At 62.4% G+C, this 20,938-nt stretch carries 19 protein-coding genes; 14 read left to right on the top strand and 5 right to left on the bottom strand.

The window, feature by feature from the left end; all coding sequences use genetic code 11:
• Window positions 1-7 precede the first annotated feature (7 nt).
• Both B7L72_RS10230 and B7L72_RS10225 read right to left on the bottom strand, forming a co-directional pair.
• A complete protein-coding gene (locus B7L72_RS10230; RefSeq protein ID WP_081194118.1) occupies window positions 8-910 on the bottom strand; it encodes a carbon-nitrogen hydrolase in 903 nt (300 codons plus the stop codon).
• 66 nt (window positions 911-976) lie between these two features.
• On the bottom strand, window positions 977-2,047 hold the full coding sequence (locus tag B7L72_RS10225; protein ID WP_176212869.1) for an agmatine deiminase family protein: 1,071 nt from the start codon (window positions 2,045-2,047) through the stop codon (window positions 977-979).
• 198 nt (window positions 2,048-2,245) lie between these two features.
• On the opposite strand from B7L72_RS10225, the gene B7L72_RS10220 reads away from it, so the two are divergent.
• Together B7L72_RS10220 and B7L72_RS10215 are read left to right on the top strand one after the other, a co-directional pair.
• Window positions 2,246-3,487, top strand: a complete 1,242-nt coding sequence (locus B7L72_RS10220; RefSeq protein WP_081137070.1) for a lipoprotein-releasing ABC transporter permease subunit — start codon at window positions 2,246-2,248, stop codon at window positions 3,485-3,487.
• A gap of 10 nt (window positions 3,488-3,497) precedes the next feature.
• A complete protein-coding gene (locus tag B7L72_RS10215) occupies window positions 3,498-4,223 on the top strand; it encodes an ABC transporter ATP-binding protein (protein WP_081194116.1) in 726 nt (241 codons plus the stop codon).
• Here the strand turns inward: B7L72_RS10215 and B7L72_RS10210 are convergent.
• The gene (locus B7L72_RS10210; protein ID WP_081194114.1) at window positions 4,220-4,771 is read right to left on the bottom strand and encodes a DUF2062 domain-containing protein; all 552 of its coding nucleotides are present in this window, start codon (window positions 4,769-4,771) and stop codon (window positions 4,220-4,222) included. The two genes, B7L72_RS10215 and B7L72_RS10210, sit on opposite strands and share 4 nt — an antisense overlap.
• 95 nt (window positions 4,772-4,866) lie before the next feature.
• Here B7L72_RS10210 and B7L72_RS10205 point away from each other — a divergent pair, with 95 nt between their 5' ends.
• Genes B7L72_RS10205 through murB form a run of 7 tightly spaced genes read left to right on the top strand, consistent with a single transcriptional unit; the run spans window position 4,867 to window position 12,435 of the window.
• Complete coding sequence (locus B7L72_RS10205) at window positions 4,867-7,161, top strand: DNA internalization-related competence protein ComEC/Rec2 (protein WP_081194112.1); 2,295 nt, start codon at window positions 4,867-4,869, stop codon at window positions 7,159-7,161.
• A gap of 55 nt (window positions 7,162-7,216) precedes the next feature.
• The gene (gene msbA / locus B7L72_RS10200) at window positions 7,217-8,953 is read left to right on the top strand and encodes a lipid A export permease/ATP-binding protein MsbA (protein ID WP_081194110.1); all 1,737 of its coding nucleotides are present in this window, start codon (window positions 7,217-7,219) and stop codon (window positions 8,951-8,953) included.
• On the top strand, window positions 8,950-9,966 hold the full coding sequence (gene lpxK, locus B7L72_RS10195; RefSeq protein ID WP_081194108.1) for a tetraacyldisaccharide 4'-kinase: 1,017 nt from the start codon (window positions 8,950-8,952) through the stop codon (window positions 9,964-9,966). The genes msbA and lpxK overlap by 4 nt, the downstream gene beginning before the upstream one ends.
• Window positions 9,959-10,168, top strand: coding sequence for a Trm112 family protein (locus B7L72_RS10190; protein ID WP_026001654.1), 210 nt, complete (start codon window positions 9,959-9,961; stop codon window positions 10,166-10,168). The genes lpxK and B7L72_RS10190 overlap by 8 nt, the downstream gene beginning before the upstream one ends.
• Window positions 10,168-10,950, top strand: a complete 783-nt coding sequence (gene kdsB, locus B7L72_RS10185; RefSeq protein ID WP_081194106.1) for a 3-deoxy-manno-octulosonate cytidylyltransferase — start codon at window positions 10,168-10,170, stop codon at window positions 10,948-10,950. Before B7L72_RS10190 ends, kdsB begins: the two co-directional genes overlap by 1 nt.
• Window positions 10,947-11,414 (top strand): low molecular weight protein-tyrosine-phosphatase, encoded by a 468-nt coding sequence (locus tag B7L72_RS10180; protein ID WP_081194104.1) that lies wholly within the window; start codon window positions 10,947-10,949, stop codon window positions 11,412-11,414. Before kdsB ends, B7L72_RS10180 begins: the two co-directional genes overlap by 4 nt.
• A gap of 25 nt (window positions 11,415-11,439) precedes the next feature.
• Entirely contained in the window at window positions 11,440-12,435 is a 996-nt protein-coding gene (gene murB / locus B7L72_RS10175; RefSeq protein WP_081194102.1) for a UDP-N-acetylmuramate dehydrogenase, read from the top strand.
• Between the two features lie 52 nt (window positions 12,436-12,487).
• On the opposite strand, the gene rne is transcribed toward murB, so the two are convergent.
• Window positions 12,488-15,823, bottom strand: coding sequence for a ribonuclease E (gene rne, locus B7L72_RS10170; protein ID WP_176212868.1), 3,336 nt, complete (start codon window positions 15,821-15,823; stop codon window positions 12,488-12,490).
• Window positions 15,824-16,519: 696 nt separating this feature from the next.
• On the opposite strand from rne, the gene B7L72_RS10165 reads away from it, so the two are divergent.
• The 3 genes from B7L72_RS10165 (at window position 16,520) to sppA (ending at window position 19,375) form a co-directional block, all read left to right on the top strand.
• The gene (locus B7L72_RS10165) at window positions 16,520-17,470 is read left to right on the top strand and encodes an RluA family pseudouridine synthase (RefSeq protein ID WP_081194098.1); all 951 of its coding nucleotides are present in this window, start codon (window positions 16,520-16,522) and stop codon (window positions 17,468-17,470) included.
• Window positions 17,471-17,480: 10 nt separating this feature from the next.
• Window positions 17,481-18,131, top strand: coding sequence for an HAD family hydrolase (locus tag B7L72_RS10160; protein WP_081194096.1), 651 nt, complete (start codon window positions 17,481-17,483; stop codon window positions 18,129-18,131).
• A gap of 128 nt (window positions 18,132-18,259) precedes the next feature.
• Window positions 18,260-19,375, top strand: a complete 1,116-nt coding sequence (gene sppA / locus B7L72_RS10155; protein WP_081194094.1) for a signal peptide peptidase SppA — start codon at window positions 18,260-18,262, stop codon at window positions 19,373-19,375.
• A gap of 21 nt (window positions 19,376-19,396) precedes the next feature.
• Here sppA and B7L72_RS10150 read toward each other — a convergent pair whose 3' ends face one another.
• Window positions 19,397-19,999: a Maf family protein gene (locus B7L72_RS10150; RefSeq protein ID WP_081194092.1), complete on the bottom strand. Its 603-nt coding sequence runs from the start codon at window positions 19,997-19,999 to the stop codon at window positions 19,397-19,399.
• 172 nt (window positions 20,000-20,171) lie between these two features.
• On the opposite strand from B7L72_RS10150, the gene B7L72_RS10145 reads away from it, so the two are divergent.
• Window positions 20,172-20,720: a YceD family protein gene (locus B7L72_RS10145; protein WP_016913548.1), complete on the top strand. Its 549-nt coding sequence runs from the start codon at window positions 20,172-20,174 to the stop codon at window positions 20,718-20,720.
• 36 nt (window positions 20,721-20,756) lie between these two features.
• Complete coding sequence (rpmF, locus tag B7L72_RS10140; RefSeq protein WP_009099300.1) at window positions 20,757-20,927, top strand: 50S ribosomal protein L32; 171 nt, start codon at window positions 20,757-20,759, stop codon at window positions 20,925-20,927.
• Window positions 20,928-20,938 lie beyond the last annotated feature (11 nt).

The raw sequence follows: 20,938 nt of genomic DNA, 5'->3' as shown, positions 1-20,938 counted from the left end.
GCTTGGCTCAATCCCGGTAGCGGCGCGTCAGGTCACCGTAGGCATCGATACGGCGGTCGCGCAGATAAGGCCAGATGCGTCGCGTGTTTTCACTGCGCGCCATGTCCAGGGTCACCACCAGCTGCTCGCGCTGCTCGCCAGCGTGGGCCAGCAGCTCCCCCTGGGGGCCGCAGATGAAGCTGCCTCCCCAGAATTCGATACCAGCGCCGACGCCCGAGTGGTCGGCTTCGAAGCCCACCCGGTTGGCGACCAGTACCGGCAGGCCATTGGCGACGCCATGGGCTCGCTGAATCAGCGTCCAGGCTTCCTTCTGACGGGCTTTTTCGGCAGGAGCATCGCTGGGGTCCCAGCCAATCGCCGTGGGGTAGAGCAGCAGCTCCGCGCCCGCCAGGGCCATGAGTCGTGCGGCTTCCGGATACCACTGATCCCAACACACCAGGATGCCCAGGCGTCCCACCGAGGTGTCGATGGGGGTGAAACCATCGCCACGGGCGGCATCGGCGTCGCCGGGGGTGAAGTAGAATTTCTCGTAGAAGCCGGGATCGTCGGGAATGTGCATCTTGCGATACTGGCCCACGCGACCCTGGGCGCGGTCATATACCACGGCGGTATTGTGGTAGAGGCCTGCGGCGCGCTTCTCGAACAGCGAACCCACCAGCACGATATCCAGCTCTTTTGCCAGGTCGGCCAGGCGCTGCCCGGTGGGGCCATCCAGCGGCTCGGCCAGATCGAACAGCGCCGGGTCTTCGTATTGGCAGAAGTAGTGGGTAGCATGCAGCTCCTGCAGTAGTACCAGCTGGGCACCTTGACGGACTGCTTCGCGAATACCGGCTTCGCTCTCTGCCAGGCTGCGTGCCTTGTCAGGCCAGGCAGCCTGTTGAATGACCGCAACGTTCAGCGTGTGTGACATGCCGTTCTCCTCAAGACGTTCACTTCAAGGCGTTAGTTTGAAGACATTATCTTCAAGACATTATCTTCAAGACATGGAAACAATCGGGGCGAGTGTGCCTTTGGGTAGCTGCATGGTCAGGCAGTGCAGGCTGCCGTGCTGGCGAATCACGCTGACGCACTCGATCGGGATCAGTGTGTGCTCCGGAAACGCCGTGGCCAGGGCTTGCAGGGCAACCACGTCGGCGGGGTCACCATAGGTGGGCACCAGCACCGCTTCGTTGATGATCAGGAAGTTGGCGTAGGTAGCCGGCAGCCGGTGGCCATCCTCCGGATCGAAGCAGGCCTGTGGCCAGGGCAGGGCGATCAGGCGGTAGGGCTCGCCATTGCGCTGGCGGAATGCCCTGAGCTCCTGCTCCATGGCCTGCAGTGCCGGATAATGCGGATCTGTTGGATCGTCGCAGCGCACGTAGGCAATGGTGGTGGGGTCGCAAAAGCGTGCCAGCGTGTCCACATGGCTGTCGGTATCGTCGCCTTCCAGGTGGCCATGAGCCAGCCACAGAAAGCGGTCCACGCCGAAATCTTCTGCCAGCCGGGCTTCCACGTCGGCGCGGCTGAGGGTCGGGTTGCGGTTGGGGTTCAGCAGGCAGGCTTCGGTCGTCAACAGCGTGCCTTCGCCGTCGGTCTCGATGCCGCCCCCTTCCAGTACCATGGCCCGAGAGGCGACGGGGCAGGCCCATACTCCAGCGTCCGCCAGCCATTGGGTGAGCTGGTTGTCGTGCTCGGCAGGGAATTTTCCGCCCCAGCCGGTAAAGGTATAGTCCAGCAGCAGGGGCTGATCCTCTTCGTCCAGCACCGTGATGGGGCCGTGGTCGCGCGCCCAGGTATCGTCGGTGGGTGCGACAATCAGCTGCAGCTGCGCGTCGGGGATGCCATAAGCGCTGAACGTGGCGAGCAGGCGTTGCCGAGTCGCCTCATCCGGCACGCTGATGATGACGCGTTGATAGCGTGCGGTGGCCAACACAATGCGCTCAAGGGTTGCTTCGATCCGCGATAGCATGGGCGCCCAGTCGCCGTCTGGGCGGGGCCAGGTCAACTGTAGGCCATCCTGTGGATGCCATTCGGGGAGCAAGCGATACGTCTTGATAGCCAATGTCACGGGTACTCGTGTCGAGGTAAGAGAGCTCGCCCAGCGGGCAAGAGGAACGGGCGCAATTTAGGGGGTTGCCACGCAACTTGCAAGCGTTACCGTGTGCCAGGGAACAGCCGCTGCTTTCGCTACTCTAAGGCTGCGTTTGTACATGCAGCCATGCTGAAAAAACCGTACCATGGACGCTCATTATTAAGGAATGAAGCCATGCTTGATCGTTTGCCTTTCCTGGTGGGGCTGCGCTATGTGCGCGCTAAACGCCGCAACCATTTTATTTCGTTCATTTCGCTGACCTCGATGCTTGGGTTGATGCTCGGCGTGGCGGTGTTGATTCTGGTGTTGTCGGTCATGAATGGCTTCGATCATGAGCTGCGCACGCGTATCCTCGGCATGGTGCCGCACACCAAGATCGAAGCGCAGGAGGGTCTGGTCGAATGGGAGGCGCTGGCCAACCGGCTGACGCAGCGCGAGCGAGTGATTGGCGCGGCGCCCTACGTCGAGCAGCAGGGTATGTTCTCGTCGGGTGGGCGTAATCAGGGGGCCATGGTGAACGGCATCCACCCTGACTGGGAAGGCCAGGTGTCGATCATTGGCCAGCACATGCGGGAAGGTGAGCTGGCCGATCTGGTGCCCGGCGAGTGGAATGTGGTGCTGGGCTCCATGCTGGCCAGGCGTCTTGGCGTCGGGGTGGGTGACCGCGTCACGCTGCTGGTGCCCGAAGCGTCGATTACGCCCGCTGGGGTCTTTCCCCGGCTGAAGCGTTTTACGGTTAGTGGAATCTTCAGCGTGGGCGCGGATCTGGATGCCAATCTGGCCTATGCCAACATCGAAGACATGCAGACCCTGGCGCGCATGGGCGACGCCGTAGGCGGGCTGCGACTCGAGCTGGATGATCTGTTCGTGGCCGGGAGCGAAACCCAGGCCATCGTCAGGGAGCTGGGCTCGGGTTATCGTGGCACCGACTGGACGTTCTCCCACGGCAACCTGTTCCAGGCCATCCAGATGGAGAAGCGCATGATTGCACTGCTGCTGACGGTGATCATTGCGGTGGCGGCGTTCAACATTGTGTCCACCCTGGTTATGGTGGTGACCGACAAGCGTGCCGACATTGCCATCTTGCGCACCATCGGTGCCACACCACGCTCGATCATGGGTATTTTCATCGTCCAGGGGTTGGCCATCGGCTTGATCGGCATTGCCGTCGGGGTAGCGGTCGGCATTGCGCTGGCGCTGACCATTTCCGACATCATCGCCTGGTTCGAGAGTGCTTTCGGCATCCAGTTCCTCGATGCTGGGGTCTACTTCATCAGCGACTTGCCCTCGCGCTTGCAGTGGAGCGATGTGCGGGACATCGTGCTGGCCGCCTTCGGCCTGACGTTCCTCTCGACACTTTACCCTGCCTGGCGAGCAGCTCGGGTTCAACCGGCTGACGTACTGCGCTATGAATAAGGATGCTCTGATGACTTCGACGATTACTCAACCACCCGCCGTCATGCTGGAATGCCGTGGCCTGACACGGGTGTATAGCGAAGGGCCGCAGGATTTGACGGTGCTGGACCAGCTGGATCTGCAGGTACATGCCGGGGAGCGCGTGGCCATCGTGGGCAGCTCCGGTTCCGGCAAGACCACGCTGTTGAACCTGCTGGGGGGGCTGGATCGCCCCAGTGAAGGCAGCGTGGTGATCGCTGGCGAACCGCTGTCGGAGCTGAACGAAGCCGCGCTTGGCAAGTTTCGCAATCGCTATATCGGTTTCGTTTACCAGTTCCACCACCTGCTGGCCGAGTTCACTGCCTTGGAGAATGCCGCGCTGCCGCTGATCATTCGCGGCCAGGCGAAAAAGGTCGCCGAACAGCGTGCCTTGCAGCTGCTCGATCGGGTGGGCATGAAGGCGCGTGCCGACCACAAGCCTGGTGAGCTTTCGGGCGGCGAGCGCCAGCGTGTGGCCATTGCCAGGGCGCTGGTGACCGACCCGAGCCTGGTGTTGATGGATGAGCCCACTGGCAATCTCGATCAGACCACCGCCAGTACCATTCTGGACTTGATGGATGAGCTGGCCAAGGAGAGCGCCTGCGCCTTCGTCATCGTGACCCACGATGTGAGCCTGGCGGCCCATCAGGATCGGGTCATGAAGCTGGATGGTGGGCGGCTCGTCGAGCAGCTCCAGAGTGAATCGCTCAGGGGTTAATCGTCGAACTGCGATTCGATGCAGGCTCTGCGCCGTCGCCTTTTCAGGCGGCGGCGTTTCCAGTTATGGGAGACGTGCCAGCGCCAGATGAGCCGAATCGCGACGTTGGAGATGATGGCCAGCACGATGGCACTGATCAGGGAACCCAGCAGGAGGGGGGGCAGGATGTCATGTATCTGCTCGGCTATCCAGCGGGTCGAGATGCGAGAAGGCGCCTCGCGCACCGGAGCGCCCAGCAAAAAAGTACCGATCCGATAATTGATATAAAAGATCAACGGCATGGTCAGCGGATTGGTGACCCACACCAGACCCACCGACAGGGCCAGGTTGCAGCGAGCCAGCCGTGCTCCCAGCGCGGCCACGACCATTTGAAAGGGAATGGGCAGCATGGCACAAAAAAGCCCGACGCTAAACGCGTTGGCAACGCTGCGTCGAGTGAGTAGCCACAAACCCGGATCGGCAATCAACGGCGCCATGAAGCGTAACGATCGTTGGCGCCGGATGGTGTCCGGTTTAGGCATGTAGCGCTGCAGGAAACGGCGCGGCATGTCAGGTACTCTTGCTATTGGTGCAGGCTATTATCCACATAGCGCAGGGCTTAGGCTACGCTACTGAGGCGAAGGGTTTCGGCCAGGGAGGTGGAATGGGGCGAGGGAGTGCGGTGCCAGCGGCCTTGGCTGCGCTGTTGGGCGGTGCGCTGGCGGGTTGGCTGGGGGCCGAGCGAGACGCCACTTTGGCGCTGGCAGTGCTGATGGTGGCGGCCGTAGTCATGGCGACGACGCGCCCTCGTGGGTTGATATGGCTAGCGCTGGTGGCACTGATGGTGCTGACTCTTCAGCAGGAGTGGGGCAATCGACTGCCTGATGGCTTGAGCGGCCAGGACCTGACGCTGGAGGCCCGCGTGCTCCGCGTGCAAAGAGAGGACGGCGGCAGCCAACGTTTGAGGCTGGCGGTAGAAGCGTGCCGCTCGCCGGAGCCCCTGCTGCCCTGTGATCGGCTGAAGCAAGTGCGGGTCAGCGCCTACTCGGCTTTTCCCTCGTCTGCCACCCAGTCCAGTGCGGTTTACGCCGTTGGCGAGCGCTGGCAGCTGACCGTTCGGCTACGCCCGCCCAGAGGCTTTGCCAACCCCAACAGCTTTGACTATGCCCAGTGGCTGTGGCGTGAAGGTATTCATGCCACCGGCTATGTGCGCAACGACCCAGCGCCGGAGCGCCTGTCGGAGGCGCCTTTCCAACTACGTCAGCAGGCGGTGGCCTACCTGGAGAGTAATGCGCCAGAGGCGCGTACCCAGCGCTGGCTGGCCGCGCTGACGCTGGGCGATAGCGACCAGCTGACGCAGCAGGACTGGGCGCTTTTGAATGCCACCGGGACCACGCACCTGGTGGTGATTTCCGGTTTGCACGTTGGCCTGGTAGCGTCCTTTGCGCTGCTGTTGGCCCGCTTGGCAGCACGGCTGATGTCTCCCGGTGACTGGCGCCTGCGCGTCTGGCCCTGGTGGGTGGCGGGGGCGGCTGCCGTGGGCTATGCACTGCTGGCAGGGCTGGCACCGCCTGCCATGCGCGCCATGATCATGACCCTGCTGGGGCTATGGGTGTTGAGCGGGCGCCATGCGCCAGGCCCCTGGCAGGCCTGGTGGCTGGCCCTCGCCGTTATCGTGGTGGCCGACCCGCTCTCTCTATGGCGGCCCGGCTTGTGGCTGTCGTTCGTGGCGGTGGGCTGGCTGATCGTGATCTGGCAGGGGCGCCCTCGCCCACGAGGTATCAAAGGCTGGTGCTGGGCGCTGCTGCGTTCCCAGCTGTTGCTGGCGCCGCTGATGGCGGCAGCGGTGCTGTTGGCATTTGGCCGAGTGGCGCCCGCGGCTCCGCTGGTCAATCTGTTGGCCGTGCCCTGGGTCAGCTCGATCATGGTGCCTTCGGCGCTGCTGGGGTGGCTGCTCGCGCCGCTGCCGAGCATTGGGCTGGCAGCCTGGTGGGTGTTCGCACAGGCGCTGGCGCTGTTCCATTATCTACTGGAGGCTTCGTTGGCCCTGGCACCGCTGTGGCAGCCACCGCCCGAGCACGTATACCCGTTGGCACTGGCCTGGCTGCTGCTAGCGCTTGGCTGGGGATTGCCTGCCACGCCCAGCGGGGTGCGCCTACTGGTCACGCTATTGGCGCTGAGCGCTCCCTGGTGGCCAAGTGAGCGCGTCGAAGAGCGTCGGCTGGTCGTCACCGTGCACGATGTGGGGCAGGGCCAGCTGGTCGAGCTGCGCAGCGCCGATTATCGGATGCTTTACGACACGGGGCCGCGTTTTCGCAGCGGTTTCATGCCCTTGCAAACGCTCTGGCCGCCTGGTCAGGCCTTCGACCTGGTGGTGGTCAGCCATGCCGATACCGACCACGCAGGCGGTGTCGAAGCGTTGCGGGACGAGCATCAAGTGGCGGACTGGCGTGCCCCGCTGGACGAGCCGCTGATCGTTGCCAGCACGCCCTGTGAGCAGGGCCAGCAGTGGCAGCAGGAGGGGATCATCTATCGTTTCCTCTGGCCCCCGGCAGGACATCAGCAGCTCTCTTCCAATGACCGCTCCTGCGTGCTGGAAGTCCAGGTGGGAGAGCATCGGCTGCTGATCACCGGGGACGTGGGGCGTCAGGTGGAACGCCACTTGCTGCCCCTGTTGGCCGGTGACGTCACGGTGCTGGTGGCGGGCCATCACGGCAGTCACACCAGCTCCGGTGTGCAGTTCGTCCGTGAAGCGATGCCTCGGCATGCCATCTTCAGTGCCGGACGCGATAATGCCTTCCAGCACCCGGCCGATGAGGTGGTGCGGCGCTTTCGCCATCAGCACAGCTGCCTGTGGAGTACCGCCCATGATGGCGCGGTGCGTATCCGCCTGGAACCGGGGGTACCCGTGCAGATAGATACCCAGCGGCGTGTTTCCGGCGGCCAGAAGCGGTGTTGAAGCGAGCCACCATAGGGTAGAATCGCCCCACTGCACACTACTGCCGGGAGCGCGTGTGACTGATTCAGGTTGGGTACTCTATAAACGTTTGTTGAGTTATGTGAAGCCACACTGGCGCGCTTTCTCGCTGGCCGTGATCGGGTTTCTGATTTATGCCGCGTCCAGCACCGCGCTGGCCGAGATGATGAAGCGCCTCATCGATGGCATTCAGCATCCCGATGCCGCGTTTCGGCTGTTTCTGCCCTTGTTCGTCGTGCTGATGTTCGCAGCCCGAGGGTTGGGCACGTTTCTCAGTACTTATTTCATGGCCTACGTGGGGCGCTACGTGATTCATACGCTGCGCTGTAACGTATTCGATCACATGCTGCATTTGCCGGGGCGGTTTTTCGATCACCACTCCAGCGGCCATCTGGTGTCACGGGTGACCTACCATGTCGAGCAGGTTGCCGGGGCGGCGACCAACGCGGTGACCATCATTCTCCGTGAAGGGCTCTTCGTGGTGGGCCTGATTGGCTACCTGTTCTGGACCAACTGGATGCTCACTCTGCTGTTCATGGGCGTGACGCCGTTGATTGCCGCTGTGGTGAGTTACGTCAGCAAGCGCTTTCGGCGCATCTCCAAGCGCATCCAGCACTCCATGGGCGATGTGACGCACGTGGCTTCGGAAGCCCTCTCGGGGTATCGCGTGGTGCGCACCCATGGTGCCGAAGCCTATGAAAAGCAGCGCTTCGAACGTGTCAGCGAAGAGAACCGTCGGCAAAGCATGAAAGAAGCCATGACCCGAGCGGTCAGCTCGCCGGTGATTCTGATGCTGGTGGCCATTTCCATGGCCCTGCTGGTATGGCTGGCCATGGCCCCTCGTTTGATGGCCAACATGACGCCCGGTGAATTCGTTGCCTTTATTACTGCCGCTGCGCTGATGATCAAACCAGTACGTCAGCTCACCGAAGTGAACAGTGAGATTCAGAAGGGCATTGCCGCTGCTGCCGAGCTGTTCGGTCTCATGGACCTGGCCCCGGAGCGTGACGAGGGCGACGTGGTGCCGAGCCGCTTGACTGGCGAGGTGATCATCGACCATGTCAGCTTCCGCTACGCCGACGACCAGCCCAACGTGCTGCACGATATTCAGCTGCGCGTCGCCCCCGGCGAATTGGTGGCGATCGTGGGGCGCTCGGGAAGCGGCAAGTCTACCCTGGTGAGCCTGCTGCCGCGCTTCTATCGACCCACCGAAGGCCAGATCCTGATCGATGGCATCGATGCCGACCGCTACGCGCTGGGGCCGCTGCGGCAGCAGATAGCGCTGGTTTCCCAGCAGGTCACCCTGTTCAATGCCACCATTGCGGACAATATCGCGTATGGCGTGGAAAATCCGGACATGTCCGCCGTGAAGGCTGCCGCAGAAGCCGCCTACGCCAGTGAGTTCATCGAGAAACTGCCGGAAGGCTATCTCACCGTGGTAGGCGAAAATGGGGTCATGCTCTCGGGCGGGCAGCGCCAGCGGTTGGCGATTGCCCGAGCCATTTTCAAGGATGCGCCGATTCTGATTCTGGACGAGGCTACCTCGGCGCTGGATACCGAATCCGAACGCTATATCCAGAAAGCCCTGGAGCGGGTCTGTGAGGGGCGCACCACGCTGGTGATCGCCCACCGCCTGTCGACCATCGAGCGTGCCGACCGCATTCTGGTCATGGACCAGGGGCGGATCGTGGAGCAGGGCACCCATCAGGCGCTGCTGGAAAAGTCAGGTGCTTATGCGGCCCTGCACCAGCTTCAGTTTCAGGAGCACGAGTGAGCCTGGCGAAGCGCTGGTTGGATGCCGCCTACGGGGAAAGCCCGTGGCTGACGCCGTTGTTTCCGCTAGGCAATTTATACCGTTATCTTATGCGTCGTCGAGCGCGCGATTACCGACGAGGGCGCAAACCTGTCTGGCGGGCAGAGGTGCCGGTGATCGTGGTCGGTAATATCACCCTGGGTGGCACCGGCAAGTCACCGCTGGTGGCCTGGTTGGGGCGCTGGCTGGTCGCGCAGGGCTACTCGCCAGGCATCGTGACCCGAGGGTATGGCGGCACCGCACCCCATTATCCGCTTCACGTCACGCCCACCACGGACCCCGCGCATAGCGGTGACGAACCGCTCATGCTGGTTCAACAGACCGGGCTGCCCGTCGTGGCAGACCCGCAGCGGGCTCGGGGCGCCCGAGCGCTGGTCGAGATGGGTTGCGATATCGTGATCAGCGATGACGGCTTGCAACACTTGGCGCTGGGGCGCGATATTGAGCTAGTGGTGGTCGATGGCAGCCGTGGGCTGGGCAACCAGCGCTGCCTGCCTGCAGGACCGCTGCGCGAAGGCGTTACCCGCTTGCAGCAAGTGGATGCGGTGATCGTCAATGGCACGCTAACGACTCCCTTGCCGGTGCCTTCGGTGGCCATGCAGCTGGTGCCCCGGGGCTGGCGCAAGCTGTCCAGTGGCCAGCACTACCCGCTGGCTCCTTTGCCCTTTACGCTGCCAGCACATGCGCTGGCGGGGATCGGCAACCCGCAGCGCTTTTTCAAGACCCTCGAAACGCTGGGGGTTTATGGGGAACAGCACCCCTTGGCGGATCATCACGCTTTCGATGAGCGAACATTCAAGCCCATGGCCGCCGGGCCGGTGGTCATGACGGCCAAGGATGCGGTCAAATGCCGTGAGCTGGCCCCGGCGGACAGCTGGGTGCTGGAGGTGGAAGCGCGGCTTCCAGAAGAGTTTGAAGATTGGCTGGCTTCCAGGCTGGCAGAACTGACACAAAGGGGAAGCACCGATGGATAAGGAACTGTTGGCAATGCTGGTTTGCCCGCTCTGCAACGGCAAGCTGAAGTATCAGCGCGACGCACAGGAGCTGTGCTGCCACTATGATGGTCTGGCCTATCCCATACGGGACGGGATTCCGGTGATGCTGCCTGAAGAAGCGCGGCAGATGGACGCCGATGAGAAGCTGGCCACTTCACCTGGCCGTACCGGGGAGGTGTGATGGGCTCTGTGGCGCAGTTTATCGCGGTCGTCCCGGCACGGTTCGGCTCTTCACGGTTGCCTGGCAAGCCGCTTCTGGATATCGCCGGTGAGCCCATGGTGGCCCACGTATGGCGCCGTGCCTGCGAGAGCCAGGCGCAGCGAGTCATCGTGGCCACTGACGACGAGCGGATCCGTGAGGCCATGCAGGCCTACGGCGCGGAAGTGGTCATGACCCGAGCCGACCATCCCTCCGGCACGGACCGGTTGGCCGAAGTGTCCGAACAGCTCTCGCTGGCGGGTGACACGCTGGTCGTCAACGTGCAGGGTGACGAGCCATTGATCCCTCCCGTATTGATCGACCAGGTAGCCCAGCGGCTGGCAGACGATCCCGAGGCGGCCATGGCCACCCTGGCCGAGCCCATCGGCGATGTGGATACGCTATTCAACCCCAATGTGGTCAAGGTGGTGCGTTCACTGCAAGGGCGCGCGCTCTATTTTTCCCGAGCGCCAATCCCCTGGGACAGAGAGCAGTTCAAGACTCAGCCCGATTTGCTCACCACCGATGCCTGGCTGCGCCATATTGGCATCTACGCTTACCGTGCCAGCTTTCTGGCCACCTACCGTGATCTGACGGCGTCCAGCCTGGAGCAGTTGGAACAGCTCGAGCAGCTGCGTGTATTGCAGCACGGTCACGCCATTCAGGTGGCGCTGGCCGCGGCGGCGAACCCGGCAGGGGTCGATACTCCGGAGGACCTGGCACGGGTACGCGCCCTGTTGTCGTCATCGGAGGATCGTCCATGAAGCGCGTGCTGTTCGTCTGTTTAGGCAATATTTGCCGCTCGCCCACCGCGGAAGGCGTTTTTCAGCAGGCCGTGGTGCGAGCAGGGCTGGATGACCGCGTCACCATCGACTCCTGCGGAGTAGGTGACTGGCACGTAGGGAAAGCCCCGGACCCCCGCTCCCAGGCGGCGGCGCGTCAACGAGGTATCGAGATTGGCCATCTTCGCGCTCGCCAATTGAAAGCCAGTGACTTCCACGAGTTCGACTACGTGCTGGGCATGGATCGCGAAAACCTCGCCGCCATGCGTGCTCTGCAACCGGCCAATAGCCAGGCCCAGGTAGGGCTGCTGCTCGATTACGCCGGGCTGCCGCAGAGCGATGTGCCTGACCCCTATTACGGTGGCGACGACGGTTTCGAGCAAGTGCTGGACTTGATCGAGCGTGCATCGCAGGGTCTGCTCGATGAGTTGCAGCGTGAACGCTAGCGCTGTCTCCCGCCCTGAGGTTCTGATGGCATCCTGGGATCTGACCCAGGCCAATACGCTGCGCTTGCCCTGTGTGGCCGAACAGTACGCGGCGCCGACCACGCTGGCGGCGTTGCAGGACGTGTTGCATCAGGCACGGCAGCAGCGGGGGCCGATGACGCTGCTCGGGGGGGGCAGTAACGTCCTGTTGCCGAGCCAGTTGTCAGGAGTGGTCATTCGTCCTTCGCTCCAGCAGTGGTGGTTGGAGCGGCGTGGCCGGGAGGTGTTGGCCTACGTAGGGGCGGGAGTGAATTGGCACGCCTTGGTGATGGCGCTGGCAGCGCGTGGCCTGTGGGGCTGTGAGAATCTGGCGCTGATCCCCGGTGACTGTGGGGCCGCTCCGGTGCAGAACATAGGTGCCTATGGTGTCGAACTGGCCGACGTGCTGGCGGCGGTGCAGGTGGTCGAACTGGCCACGGGGGAAGTGCGCTGGCTGGATGGCGAGGCGTGCCAGTTTGGTTATCGAGACAGTCTCTTCAAGCGTGATTTGGCAGGCAAGGTGGTCATTACGCAGCTCGTCTTGCGGCTCTCGGAAACGCCCAATCCGCAACTGGGGTATGGCGACCTGGCCGCACGGGTGTCTGCCGCGCCCGACCCGCTGGAGGTGGCGCGTGCCGTCTGCGCCATTCGCCAGGAGAAACTGCCGGATCCCGCCGTGCTGGCCAATGCCGGCAGCTTCTTCAAGAACCCGCTCGTGAGCGGTGACCATGCCCAGCGGCTGTTGAACGACTATCCTGGTATACCGCATTTTCCCCAGCCCGATGGGCAGGTGAAGCTGGCGGCCGGATGGCTGATCGACCAGTGTGGCCTGAAAGGGCACCGCCAGGGAGCGTTTGGCGTGCACCAGCATCAGGCGCTGGTGCTGGTGCACTTTGGTGGCGGTAATCGTGCAGAGCTGCTGGCGTTTGCGGATATCGTTGCAGGTGCGGTCGCCGAGCGTTTTGGCGTCAGCCTGGAAGCGGAGCCACGAGTGATCTCCTGACGATAGCGCATAAAAAACCCCGCCGAGGCGGGGTTTTTTACGGCTGTCAGCATTACTCGGGTGAGTTTTGCTGGGCCTGCTGCTTGCGCTGTTCACGCGGGTCGTTATGAGCCCGGCGGCGGCGACGACGTGGCTTGGAGGCCTCCTCGTCAGCGGCAGGCTCGCCACTGGCGTTGGCGTCGGCCGCTGCCTGAGGGGCTTCGGGGGCTTTCTCTGCTGCTGCGTTTTCTGCAGCAGGCGTCGAGCGCTCCTGAGTCGCTTCCGTGGGCGCTTGCTCCTCGGCCGTGGCGGGCTTTTCCTCAGTGGTGACGGAAGATTGCGCTTCAGTGGCTGCTGAGGTGTCTTCTGCTGCTACTGCGGAAGACGCTTTTGAAGGCTCTTCCTCAACGGCTGCTGAGACTTTTTCTTCAACTACTGCAGAAGATTTTTCTTCAACCACCGCCGAAGGCTCTTTCTCTACCGCCGCTGAGGGCTCTTTCTCTACCGCCGCTGAGGGCTCTTTCTCAACCACTGCTGAGGGCTCTTCCGTAGTGGCGGAAGATGGGCTCTCATCGGCAGAAGGTGCTTCTGCCACGGTCGTTGAAGGCTTTTCTTCAGCAACCGCTGAGGGCTTCTCTTCAACCGCCGCTGAAGGCTCTTTCTCTACCGCCGCTGAGGGCTCTTGATCAGCCGCCGAGGTTGGCTGTTCCTCACGTGGCGCTGTCGGCTCTTCTGTGGCTGCAGCGGGCTGCTCATGGGTGGCCGCCGGTGTCTGAGGCTCCATGGCGGATGCGTCGACGGCCCCGTTATCGTCTCCAGACGCGTTGGCTTGCTTGGGCGCTTCGTCGCGAATGGCCGGTTGACGGCGCTGGCGCGTTGACTTGCGCGCCTTGTCGGCATTGCTGGCACGTGCGGTGGCAGTAGTGTCCTCGGCTGCGGTCTCTGCGGTAGCCTCCTGACGTGCTTCAGGACGCGTGTCTGCCGCTTCGCTGGGCGATTGAGTCGCTGTTTCTTGCGTGGCTGTCTCTTGGGCAGCGGTTGCTTGAGTCGCCGTTTCTGGCGCTGACGCGGCTTTCTTTGCAGGCGTTTCAGCGTCTGCCGCTGCTGGGGCAGGGGCTTCCTCAGATGCCTGCTGGGCTTCTGCCTGGAGCTTCAGCTGTTCGGCTTCGGCCTGCGGGCTCAGTGCCTGCTTGCGTGAACGCTGGCGCGGGTTGTTGCGCGTGCGCTTCGGCTTGCCGTCATCCTTTTGCGGCTCGTCCTGCTGAGCGGCCTCTGGGCGGCTATCGTCGTGCTTGGGTTTGTTGTCGCGGGGTTTCTCGCGACGCTGTTCCGGCTGCGGTGCGCTGCTGGCAGCATCGTTCTGCGACGACTCCTTGGCAGTCTCTTTCTGACGCGAGTTGCGGGACGTGCTTTCCTGAGCCCGGCTGTCGTCCTGCTGCGGGTGACGACGACGGTTGCGGGTGCGGCTGGGGCCGCTGCGCTTGTCGTTGCTGTCGTCGTTGCGAGCAGCAGGTGCCTTGGTGGCATCGTTACGCTGGTCGCGTGAAGCGCTGTTTTCCTGGCGCTCCTGCGCAGGCTTTTGACGACGCTCATTGCGCGACGGGCGGCTTGGGGCTGCCGACTGCTCGGGCTTACGGTTCGTCGAGCTGGCTTCCTGTGTGGCCGTTGTGCTGGTCTCATCGCCACCCAGCAGCTTGGCAAAACCGCGAATGAAGCGACCCAGTACGCTGGGTTGCTCGGCAGGCGCTTCGGCCGCGGCTGGTTTGGCGGGCGCTTCTTCGGTTTGCAGCGACTCAGGGGCCGGGGCGTTGTGAGCGATGCTCTTGACCGCGGCTTCTGCCCGCTGAGCCGGAGCCGCGAAGCTGGGAGGCGGCTCTTTGCCAATCTCGGTGTCCGTGGAGAGTTCGAAGCTCGACAGGGTGTGGCTGTCGTCTTCGTCCAGGTGGTCATCGCGCAGGCGTTGAACGTCGTAGTGCGGGGTGTCCATCTCCGGGCTGGGCAGGATGACCACGCGCACGCCTTGGCGTGATTCGATATCCGCCAGCACGCTGCGCTTTTCGTTGAGCAGATAAGTGGCGACCGGCACGGGCAGGATGGCGCGGATCTGGGCGCTGCGCTCTTTCATGGCCTCTTCTTCGATCAGGCGCATGATGGAGAGCGACAGCGAGCGCACATCGCGGATGGTGCCCTGGCCGTTACAGCGCGGGCAGACCACGCCGCTGGTTTCGCCCAGCGAGGGGCGCAGACGCTGGCGCGACATTTCCATCAGGCCGAAGCGCGAAATGCGGCCGATCTGTACGCGGGCGCGGTCCAGTTTGAGCGCATCGCGCATGCGGTTTTCGACTTCACGCTGGTTGCGAGCCGGGCCCATGTCGATGAAATCGATGACCACGAGCCCGCCGATGTCGCGCAGGCGGAGCTGGCGAGCGATCTCATCGGCGGCTTCGGTGTTGGTTTGCAGGGCGGTCTCTTCGATATCGCTGCCACGGGTGGCGCGGGCCGAGTTGATGTCGATGGAGACCAGCGCTTCGGTGTGATCGATGACGATGGAGCCACCGGAAGGCAGTTTCACTTCCCGCTGGTAGGCCGTCTCGATCTGCGACTCGATCTGGAAGCGCGAGAACAGCGGCACTTCATCGGCATACAGCTTGATCTTTTGCTGGTAGGAAGGCATCACCTGGCGGATGAATGCCAGCGCCTCGGCGTGGATGTCGGGACTGTCGATCAACACCTCGCCAATATCCTGGCGCAGGTAGTCGCGCATGGCACGGATGATGACGTTGGATTCGCGGTAGATCAAAAAGGGCGCAGGGCGCTTGGCGGACTCGGTGGTGATCGATTCCCACACCTGCACCAGGTAGTCCAGGTCCCACTGCAGCTCTTCGGAGCTGCGGCCAATACCGGCGGTGCGTACGATCAGGCCCATCTTGTCGGGAACTGTCAGCTGGCCCATGGCATCCTTGAGCTGGCTGCGGTCATCGCCTTCGATACGCCGCGATATGCCACCTGCACGGGGATTGTTGGGCATCAGTACCAAAAAGCGTCCGGCCAGGCTGATGAAGGTGGTCAGGGCGGCGCCCTTGTTGCCACGCTCTTCCTTGTCTACCTGAACGATGACTTCCTGACCCTCTTTCAATACTTCCTTGATGTTGGGGCGGCCCGAAACATCCTTGATGAAGTATTCGCGAGAGATCTCTTTCAGCGGCAGAAAACCGTGGCGCTCGGCGCCGAAGTCGACGAAGGCGGCTTCGAGGGAGGGTTCTACCCGGGTGATTTTGCCCCGGTAGATGTTGGCTTTCTTCTGTTCGCGTGCGCCGGACTCGATGTCCAGATCGTAGAGGCGCTGTCCGTCTACCAGGGCGACCCGCAGCTCTTCGGGCTGGGTCGCGTTAATAAGCATCCGTTTCATGTGGTCTCACGTAGCATGTCGTGCCGTCAAACGAGGAGTCGTCGACGAACCGCTGTGTGCTGCGTGCTTGTGCTCGGCGCATGGTTATGCTGACGCATCAAGCCGGGAAGGCATCGTAGCCGACCCGGCCAATAGGGCGTTGAGTACGTGGCGGAGGCAGAACGTGTTTCGGTGGCTGTCACGTCCATCCGGCTCTGCTGACACCGCCTACACCTGGCATTCATCGATTCGTCAACGCCGGTTGTCGGCACAGCGTTGATCTTTGCGCCCCGGCATGACAGCGCCTTGTGACGAATAAGGTAACTGCCTGGCAGGGGCGTAACGTTTTTTGCCAGTCGAGGCTGGCGGTATTCTTTTCCCTCTGCCGCGGTCAGGCGACAGAGGTGCTGCATTTCATTACGTAGAAGGCGGGCAATGCGTACACTGGCCTGGCCTCGTTGCTCTGACCTGCATGTTGGTCGGGCAGGTGCTTAGGCTAACGTGACGGACAATTCGCTGGACGACAATACGCCATACAAGGCGGCTTATTGCGTTTCAGATCAGCAAGTCACGTTGGCCGATGAGCGTCCTGGAATATAACAGTAAAGAGAAGCGTCAGCAATTGACGCAATGGCGTAAGGTCTACGCTAGAATGCCGCTTTTCAATCAAGGTCACTTTCCACCATGTGGCGTGGATGAGACCAGGAGTACAAGGTAATGTCCGAAGGGCGTGAAGTGCAGTGGGTGGAAATCGCCCCGGAGCAGGCGGGTCAACGAATCGATAATTTCCTCATGACACGATTGAAGGGCGCTCCACGGGCGCTGATCTACCGCATCGTGCGCAAGGGGGAGGTTCGAGTGAACAAGAAGCGCGTGAAGGTGGACTATCGCCTGCAGGGGGGAGACCTCGTCCGCGTACCGCCTCTGCGCCTGGCGCCCAAGGAGGCGGTCAAGGAGGTCAGCGATAACCTGCGCGACGTGTTGGTGGGTAGCGTCATCATGGAAGGGCCGGACTGGATGGTGTTGAACAAGCCTTCTGGCCTGGCGGTGCATGGTGGAAGTGGCGTCAAGATCGGTCTGATCGAGGCATTGCGTCAGGTACGCGACGATTTGAGCTTTCTCGAGCTGGTCCATCGTCTGGATCGTGACACCTCCGGATGCCTGCTGTTGGCCAAGTCGCGTGAGGCGTTGGTGACGCTCAACGAGGCGCTCAAGAAGCACGGCATGGACAAGCGCTATCTGGCACTGGTGGCAGGGCGCTGGCCTGCCAGAAAGACCTATGAAAGTGCCCGGCTGGACCGCTTCGATGCCGGTAATGGCGAGCGGCGTGTGCGGGTGGATCCCAACGGCAAGGTATCACGCACCCATTTCTCCGTCGTGGAGACCTTCGAAAAAGTGACGCTCATCGAGGCCGAGCCGGTGACTGGGCGTACCCATCAGATTCGTGTGCACGCAGCCCATGCGGGCCACGCCTTGCTGGGCGATGACAAGTACGCGACGCGGGAAAGCGAGCGGCTGTCTAAACAATTGGGTCTGGGACGCTTGTTTCTGCATGCGCGCTCATTGACCTTTCCCGAGCCTGGTAACGGTCGTCCGGTGACGGTCAAGGCGCCGCTGCCTGAAGCGCTGGAAGAGACGCTGGCGCGTGCGCGTCAGCCAAGCAAGTAGGGGGAGCCTGATGCGTTACGAACTGATCATCTTCGACTGGGATGGGACGCTGATGAATTCGGTGCCCAAGATCGTGTCGTGCATGCATGCCGCCGCAGCGGATGTACGCTGGCCGCCCCTGGAAGACAGCGCCATCGAAAACATCATTGGTCTTGGCCTGCCCGAAGCCATTGCAACGCTGTGTCCGGGCGTTTCGCCGGAGCAGGCAGAGCGCTTGCGCCAGCGCTACTCGCATCACTTTGTGAGTGGCGACACGACGCCCATGCCTTTTTTCAACGGTGTCGAGGAGCAGTTGGCCAGGCTGCGTCAGCGTCCCCGGCAGCGGCTGGCCGTGGCCACGGGCAAGAGTCGTCGCGGCCTGGATCGTGTCTTTCGAGAAACCGATAGCGGCCAGTGGTTCGATGCCAGTCGTACCGCAGATGAAACCCGCTCCAAACCCCATCCACAGATGCTGCTGGAGCTACTCGCCGAGCTTAATACGCCGGTAGAGCGTGCGGTGATGGTGGGGGATACCGAATACGATCTGGAAATGGCACGCGCCATCGGCATGGATCGGGTCGGTGTGACCTATGGGGTGCACTCTGCCGAGCGGCTGGCGGCGTGCCAGCCTGTCTGGATGACGGATGACATTCCCACGCTGTTCGAATGGTTGCATGGCTGACGCTGGGTGACAGAGGGGCTGAGTTTTATATAGCTGATCCACGTGTACACAGCTATTGGTGGTCAATGCCCGAGAGGCAGACAGTATGAGAAACATCGTATGAGGGGAAATATCATGAGGGAAATAGTATGAGCGACGATCAGTCCCGCGATAGAGAGCAAGGCAGCCCCTCCCATGAAGAGCCGTCGGGAAGCGCGCAGGATCCTTGGACGCAGGGACCGCAAGTCGCTGCGACCGCGTCGAAAGCATCGGCCGCAGGTGAGCCGAGCGACGATGCCGAAACGCTGCGCGAACGTCAGCGTCTGGCCCAGCTGGAAATGATGGACCGCTGGATTGGTGGCGTCTTGACCGAGCAGCGCCGGGCGCGGCGGTGGAAGCTGTTTTTCCGTTTCGTCGTATTGACGCTGGTGCTGGTATCGATCACCACGACGCTGTACCGCGTTTTCGTGGCAGAGCCGACCTCAAGCGTGCCGGAACAGCAGCATCTGGCGTTGGTCGAGGTGCAGGGCGTCATTGCCAGTGATGCGCCCGCCAATGCCGAACGCATCATTCGCGGTTTGAATCGTGCCTGGGAGAGCGAGAGCGCGGCGGCGGTCGTACTGCATATCGACAGCCCCGGCGGGAGCCCGGTGCAGTCCCAGCGCATCCATGCGGAAATCATGCGGCTGCGTGATCTGGGTGACAAGCCCATCCTGGCGGTCATCGAAGACGTGGGAGCCAGCGGTGCCTACTATATCGCGTCGGCAGCGGATGAGATCATTGCCTCTCCCGCCAGCCTGGTGGGCTCGATAGGGGTCATTTACGCAGGCTTTGGTTTCCAGGAGGCGATCGATCGGCTGGGCGTGGAGCGGCGTGTCATGACCGCCGGTGAAAACAAGGCGTTTCTTGATCCGTTCCAGCCGCTCGATGAGGAGGTGGCTCAGTTCTGGCAAACGGTGCTGGCGCAGACCCACGAGCAGTTCATCGAGGACGTTCGGGCCGGGAGAGGCGAGCGCTTGAGTGGCGATTCTGAGGTGTTTTCCGGGTTGGTATGGAGCGGTGAGCAGGCGCTGGCGCTGGGGCTGGTGGATGAGCTGGCCAGCCTCGAGCAAGTGGCGCGGGCGCGCATCGGAGAAGCCGAGTGGGAGAATTACACGCCTCGCCTGGACCCCTTCGAGCGCCTGACGCGACGCTTCACCCAGGCGGCGGCGGAAGTGCTGGGGGTGGAGAGCGCCCGCTCGCCGCTGCGCTTCCAGGCCCCCTAGGGGTAAGCCTCCTGGTCGTGACTATGCAGTGCCGAGTGGGTCCATGCCTGCCTGGCGCAGCATGTCGCAAAGAGCTATCAACGGCAGGCCGATGAGTGCATTGGGGTCGCGCCCTTCCAGGCGCTCGAATAGCGTGATGCCGAGTCCTTCCATACGAAAGCTGCCCGCACTGTCCAGCGGTTGCTCCAGGGCGACATAGCGTTCGATCTCGGCGTCGCGCAGGGTTCGGAAGACGACATCGAACGTCTCGATATGCACCTGGTGGCGCTGCTGGCGAGTGTCCACCAGTGCCAGGCCTGTCAGGAAGCTGACGCGCTGGCTTGAAAAACGTTTCAGGTTGGCGCAGGCGCGCTCGGCGGTATGGGGCTTGCCCAGCACCTCGCCTTCGAACAGCGCAATTTGATCCGACCCGATGATGCAGTGTGCCGGAAAGGATTCGGCGACGGCGTGTGCCTTGCTCAGCGATAGTCGATGCACCAGGGCTTCAGGCGTTTCATGGGGCAGCGGTGTCTCATCGATATCCGGCGATTGGCACTGGTAGGGTAGCTGTAATCGGTCGAGCAGGGCTTGCCGCGAGCGTGAGCTGGAGGCCAGCACCAGCGTGGCATTGGGGGCGAGGGGCACGATACTCTCCTGTGAGTGACGAAACGGGGTGGAAGAAAGGGAAAATGCATCGCCGACAGTTTAGCGAAAAGCCCTGACGCATGCCTGTTGCGGCTGTGTGCGAGCAGAAACTGCCAAGAATTATGCTGCTGGCTTTGACACCGGCGGGGCGAGTGCCTATCATTGCGCGCCTATGTTGACCTCACAACTCCCCAGCCGGGTTGAGCCTTATAAGCTTGCAGCCCGCCGCGAACGACTCGAAGGCCTGGTAGCCTTGAACAAGCTGCCACGCCTGGCTGAAGAAGCCGGCGACCAAACGGGTGACTGTCACGTCATCCTTGAGTTTGGTGTCGATGCCCAGGGCCGTCGCGAAATTCGTGGTTCCTTGAAAGCGACTCTGGCGCTGCCTTGTCGTCGTTGTCTGGTGCCGCTGAATCAAGACGTGTCGAGTGATTTCCTTCTGGGAATGATTTCGGACGAAGCGTTGGCTGCCGAGCTGCCTGCCAGTCATGAGCCTGTGCTGGTGGAAAACGAACAGCTGGACTTGCTGACGGTAGTCGAGGATGAGTTGATCCTCAGCTTGCCGCAGGTGGTCTATCACGATGAGACCGAATGCCATGTCTCGGCGGAGCAGCTGGTCAGCAAGACCGAAGGCGCAGCGGACGAGTCCGCTCCTGCCAAAAACCCTTTCGCGGTGCTCAATGCTTTGAAAAGCAGTGGCGCTTTGAAAGGCAAAAAGTAAGCATCACTTACCCTACATACCTTGGAGTAAACACCCATGGCAGTTCAACAGAACCGTAAAACTCGTTCCAAGCGCGGTATGCGTCGTAGCCACGATGCGCTGAGCGCCCCGACCCTGTCTCAGGACAAGGAAACCGGTACGACTCACCTGCGCCACCACGTTTCTCCGGACGGTTTCTACCGTGGCCGCAAGGTGGTTGAGGTTTAAACCTCGCTCGA

It is taken from the genome of Halomonas sp. BC1 (assembly GCF_002078135.1).
Classification (GTDB): domain Bacteria; phylum Pseudomonadota; class Gammaproteobacteria; order Pseudomonadales; family Halomonadaceae; genus Vreelandella; species Vreelandella stevensii.
This window is presented reverse-complemented; position numbering and strand designations above follow the sequence as displayed.

Coding starts and splice junctions, on each gene's coding strand:
- B7L72_RS10230 (WP_081194118.1), bottom strand. CDS start 910: ATGTCACACACGCTGAACGTTGCGGTCATTCAACAGGCTGCCTGGCCT.
- B7L72_RS10220 (WP_081137070.1), top strand. CDS start 2,246: ATGCTTGATCGTTTGCCTTTCCTGGTGGGGCTGCGCTATGTGCGCGCT.
- B7L72_RS10215 (WP_081194116.1), top strand. CDS start 3,498: ATGACTTCGACGATTACTCAACCACCCGCCGTCATGCTGGAATGCCGT.
- B7L72_RS10210 (WP_081194114.1), bottom strand. CDS start 4,771: ATGCCGCGCCGTTTCCTGCAGCGCTACATGCCTAAACCGGACACCATC.
- B7L72_RS10205 (WP_081194112.1), top strand. CDS start 4,867: ATGGGGCGAGGGAGTGCGGTGCCAGCGGCCTTGGCTGCGCTGTTGGGC.
- B7L72_RS10190 (WP_026001654.1), top strand. CDS start 9,959: ATGGATAAGGAACTGTTGGCAATGCTGGTTTGCCCGCTCTGCAACGGC.
- kdsB (WP_081194106.1), top strand. CDS start 10,168: ATGGGCTCTGTGGCGCAGTTTATCGCGGTCGTCCCGGCACGGTTCGGC.
- B7L72_RS10180 (WP_081194104.1), top strand. CDS start 10,947: ATGAAGCGCGTGCTGTTCGTCTGTTTAGGCAATATTTGCCGCTCGCCC.
- murB (WP_081194102.1), top strand. CDS start 11,440: ATGGCATCCTGGGATCTGACCCAGGCCAATACGCTGCGCTTGCCCTGT.
- rne (WP_176212868.1), bottom strand. CDS start 15,823: ATGAAACGGATGCTTATTAACGCGACCCAGCCCGAAGAGCTGCGGGTC.
- B7L72_RS10165 (WP_081194098.1), top strand. CDS start 16,520: ATGTCCGAAGGGCGTGAAGTGCAGTGGGTGGAAATCGCCCCGGAGCAG.
- B7L72_RS10160 (WP_081194096.1), top strand. CDS start 17,481: ATGCGTTACGAACTGATCATCTTCGACTGGGATGGGACGCTGATGAAT.
- sppA (WP_081194094.1), top strand. CDS start 18,260: ATGAGCGACGATCAGTCCCGCGATAGAGAGCAAGGCAGCCCCTCCCAT.
- B7L72_RS10145 (WP_016913548.1), top strand. CDS start 20,172: ATGTTGACCTCACAACTCCCCAGCCGGGTTGAGCCTTATAAGCTTGCA.
- rpmF (WP_009099300.1), top strand. CDS start 20,757: ATGGCAGTTCAACAGAACCGTAAAACTCGTTCCAAGCGCGGTATGCGT.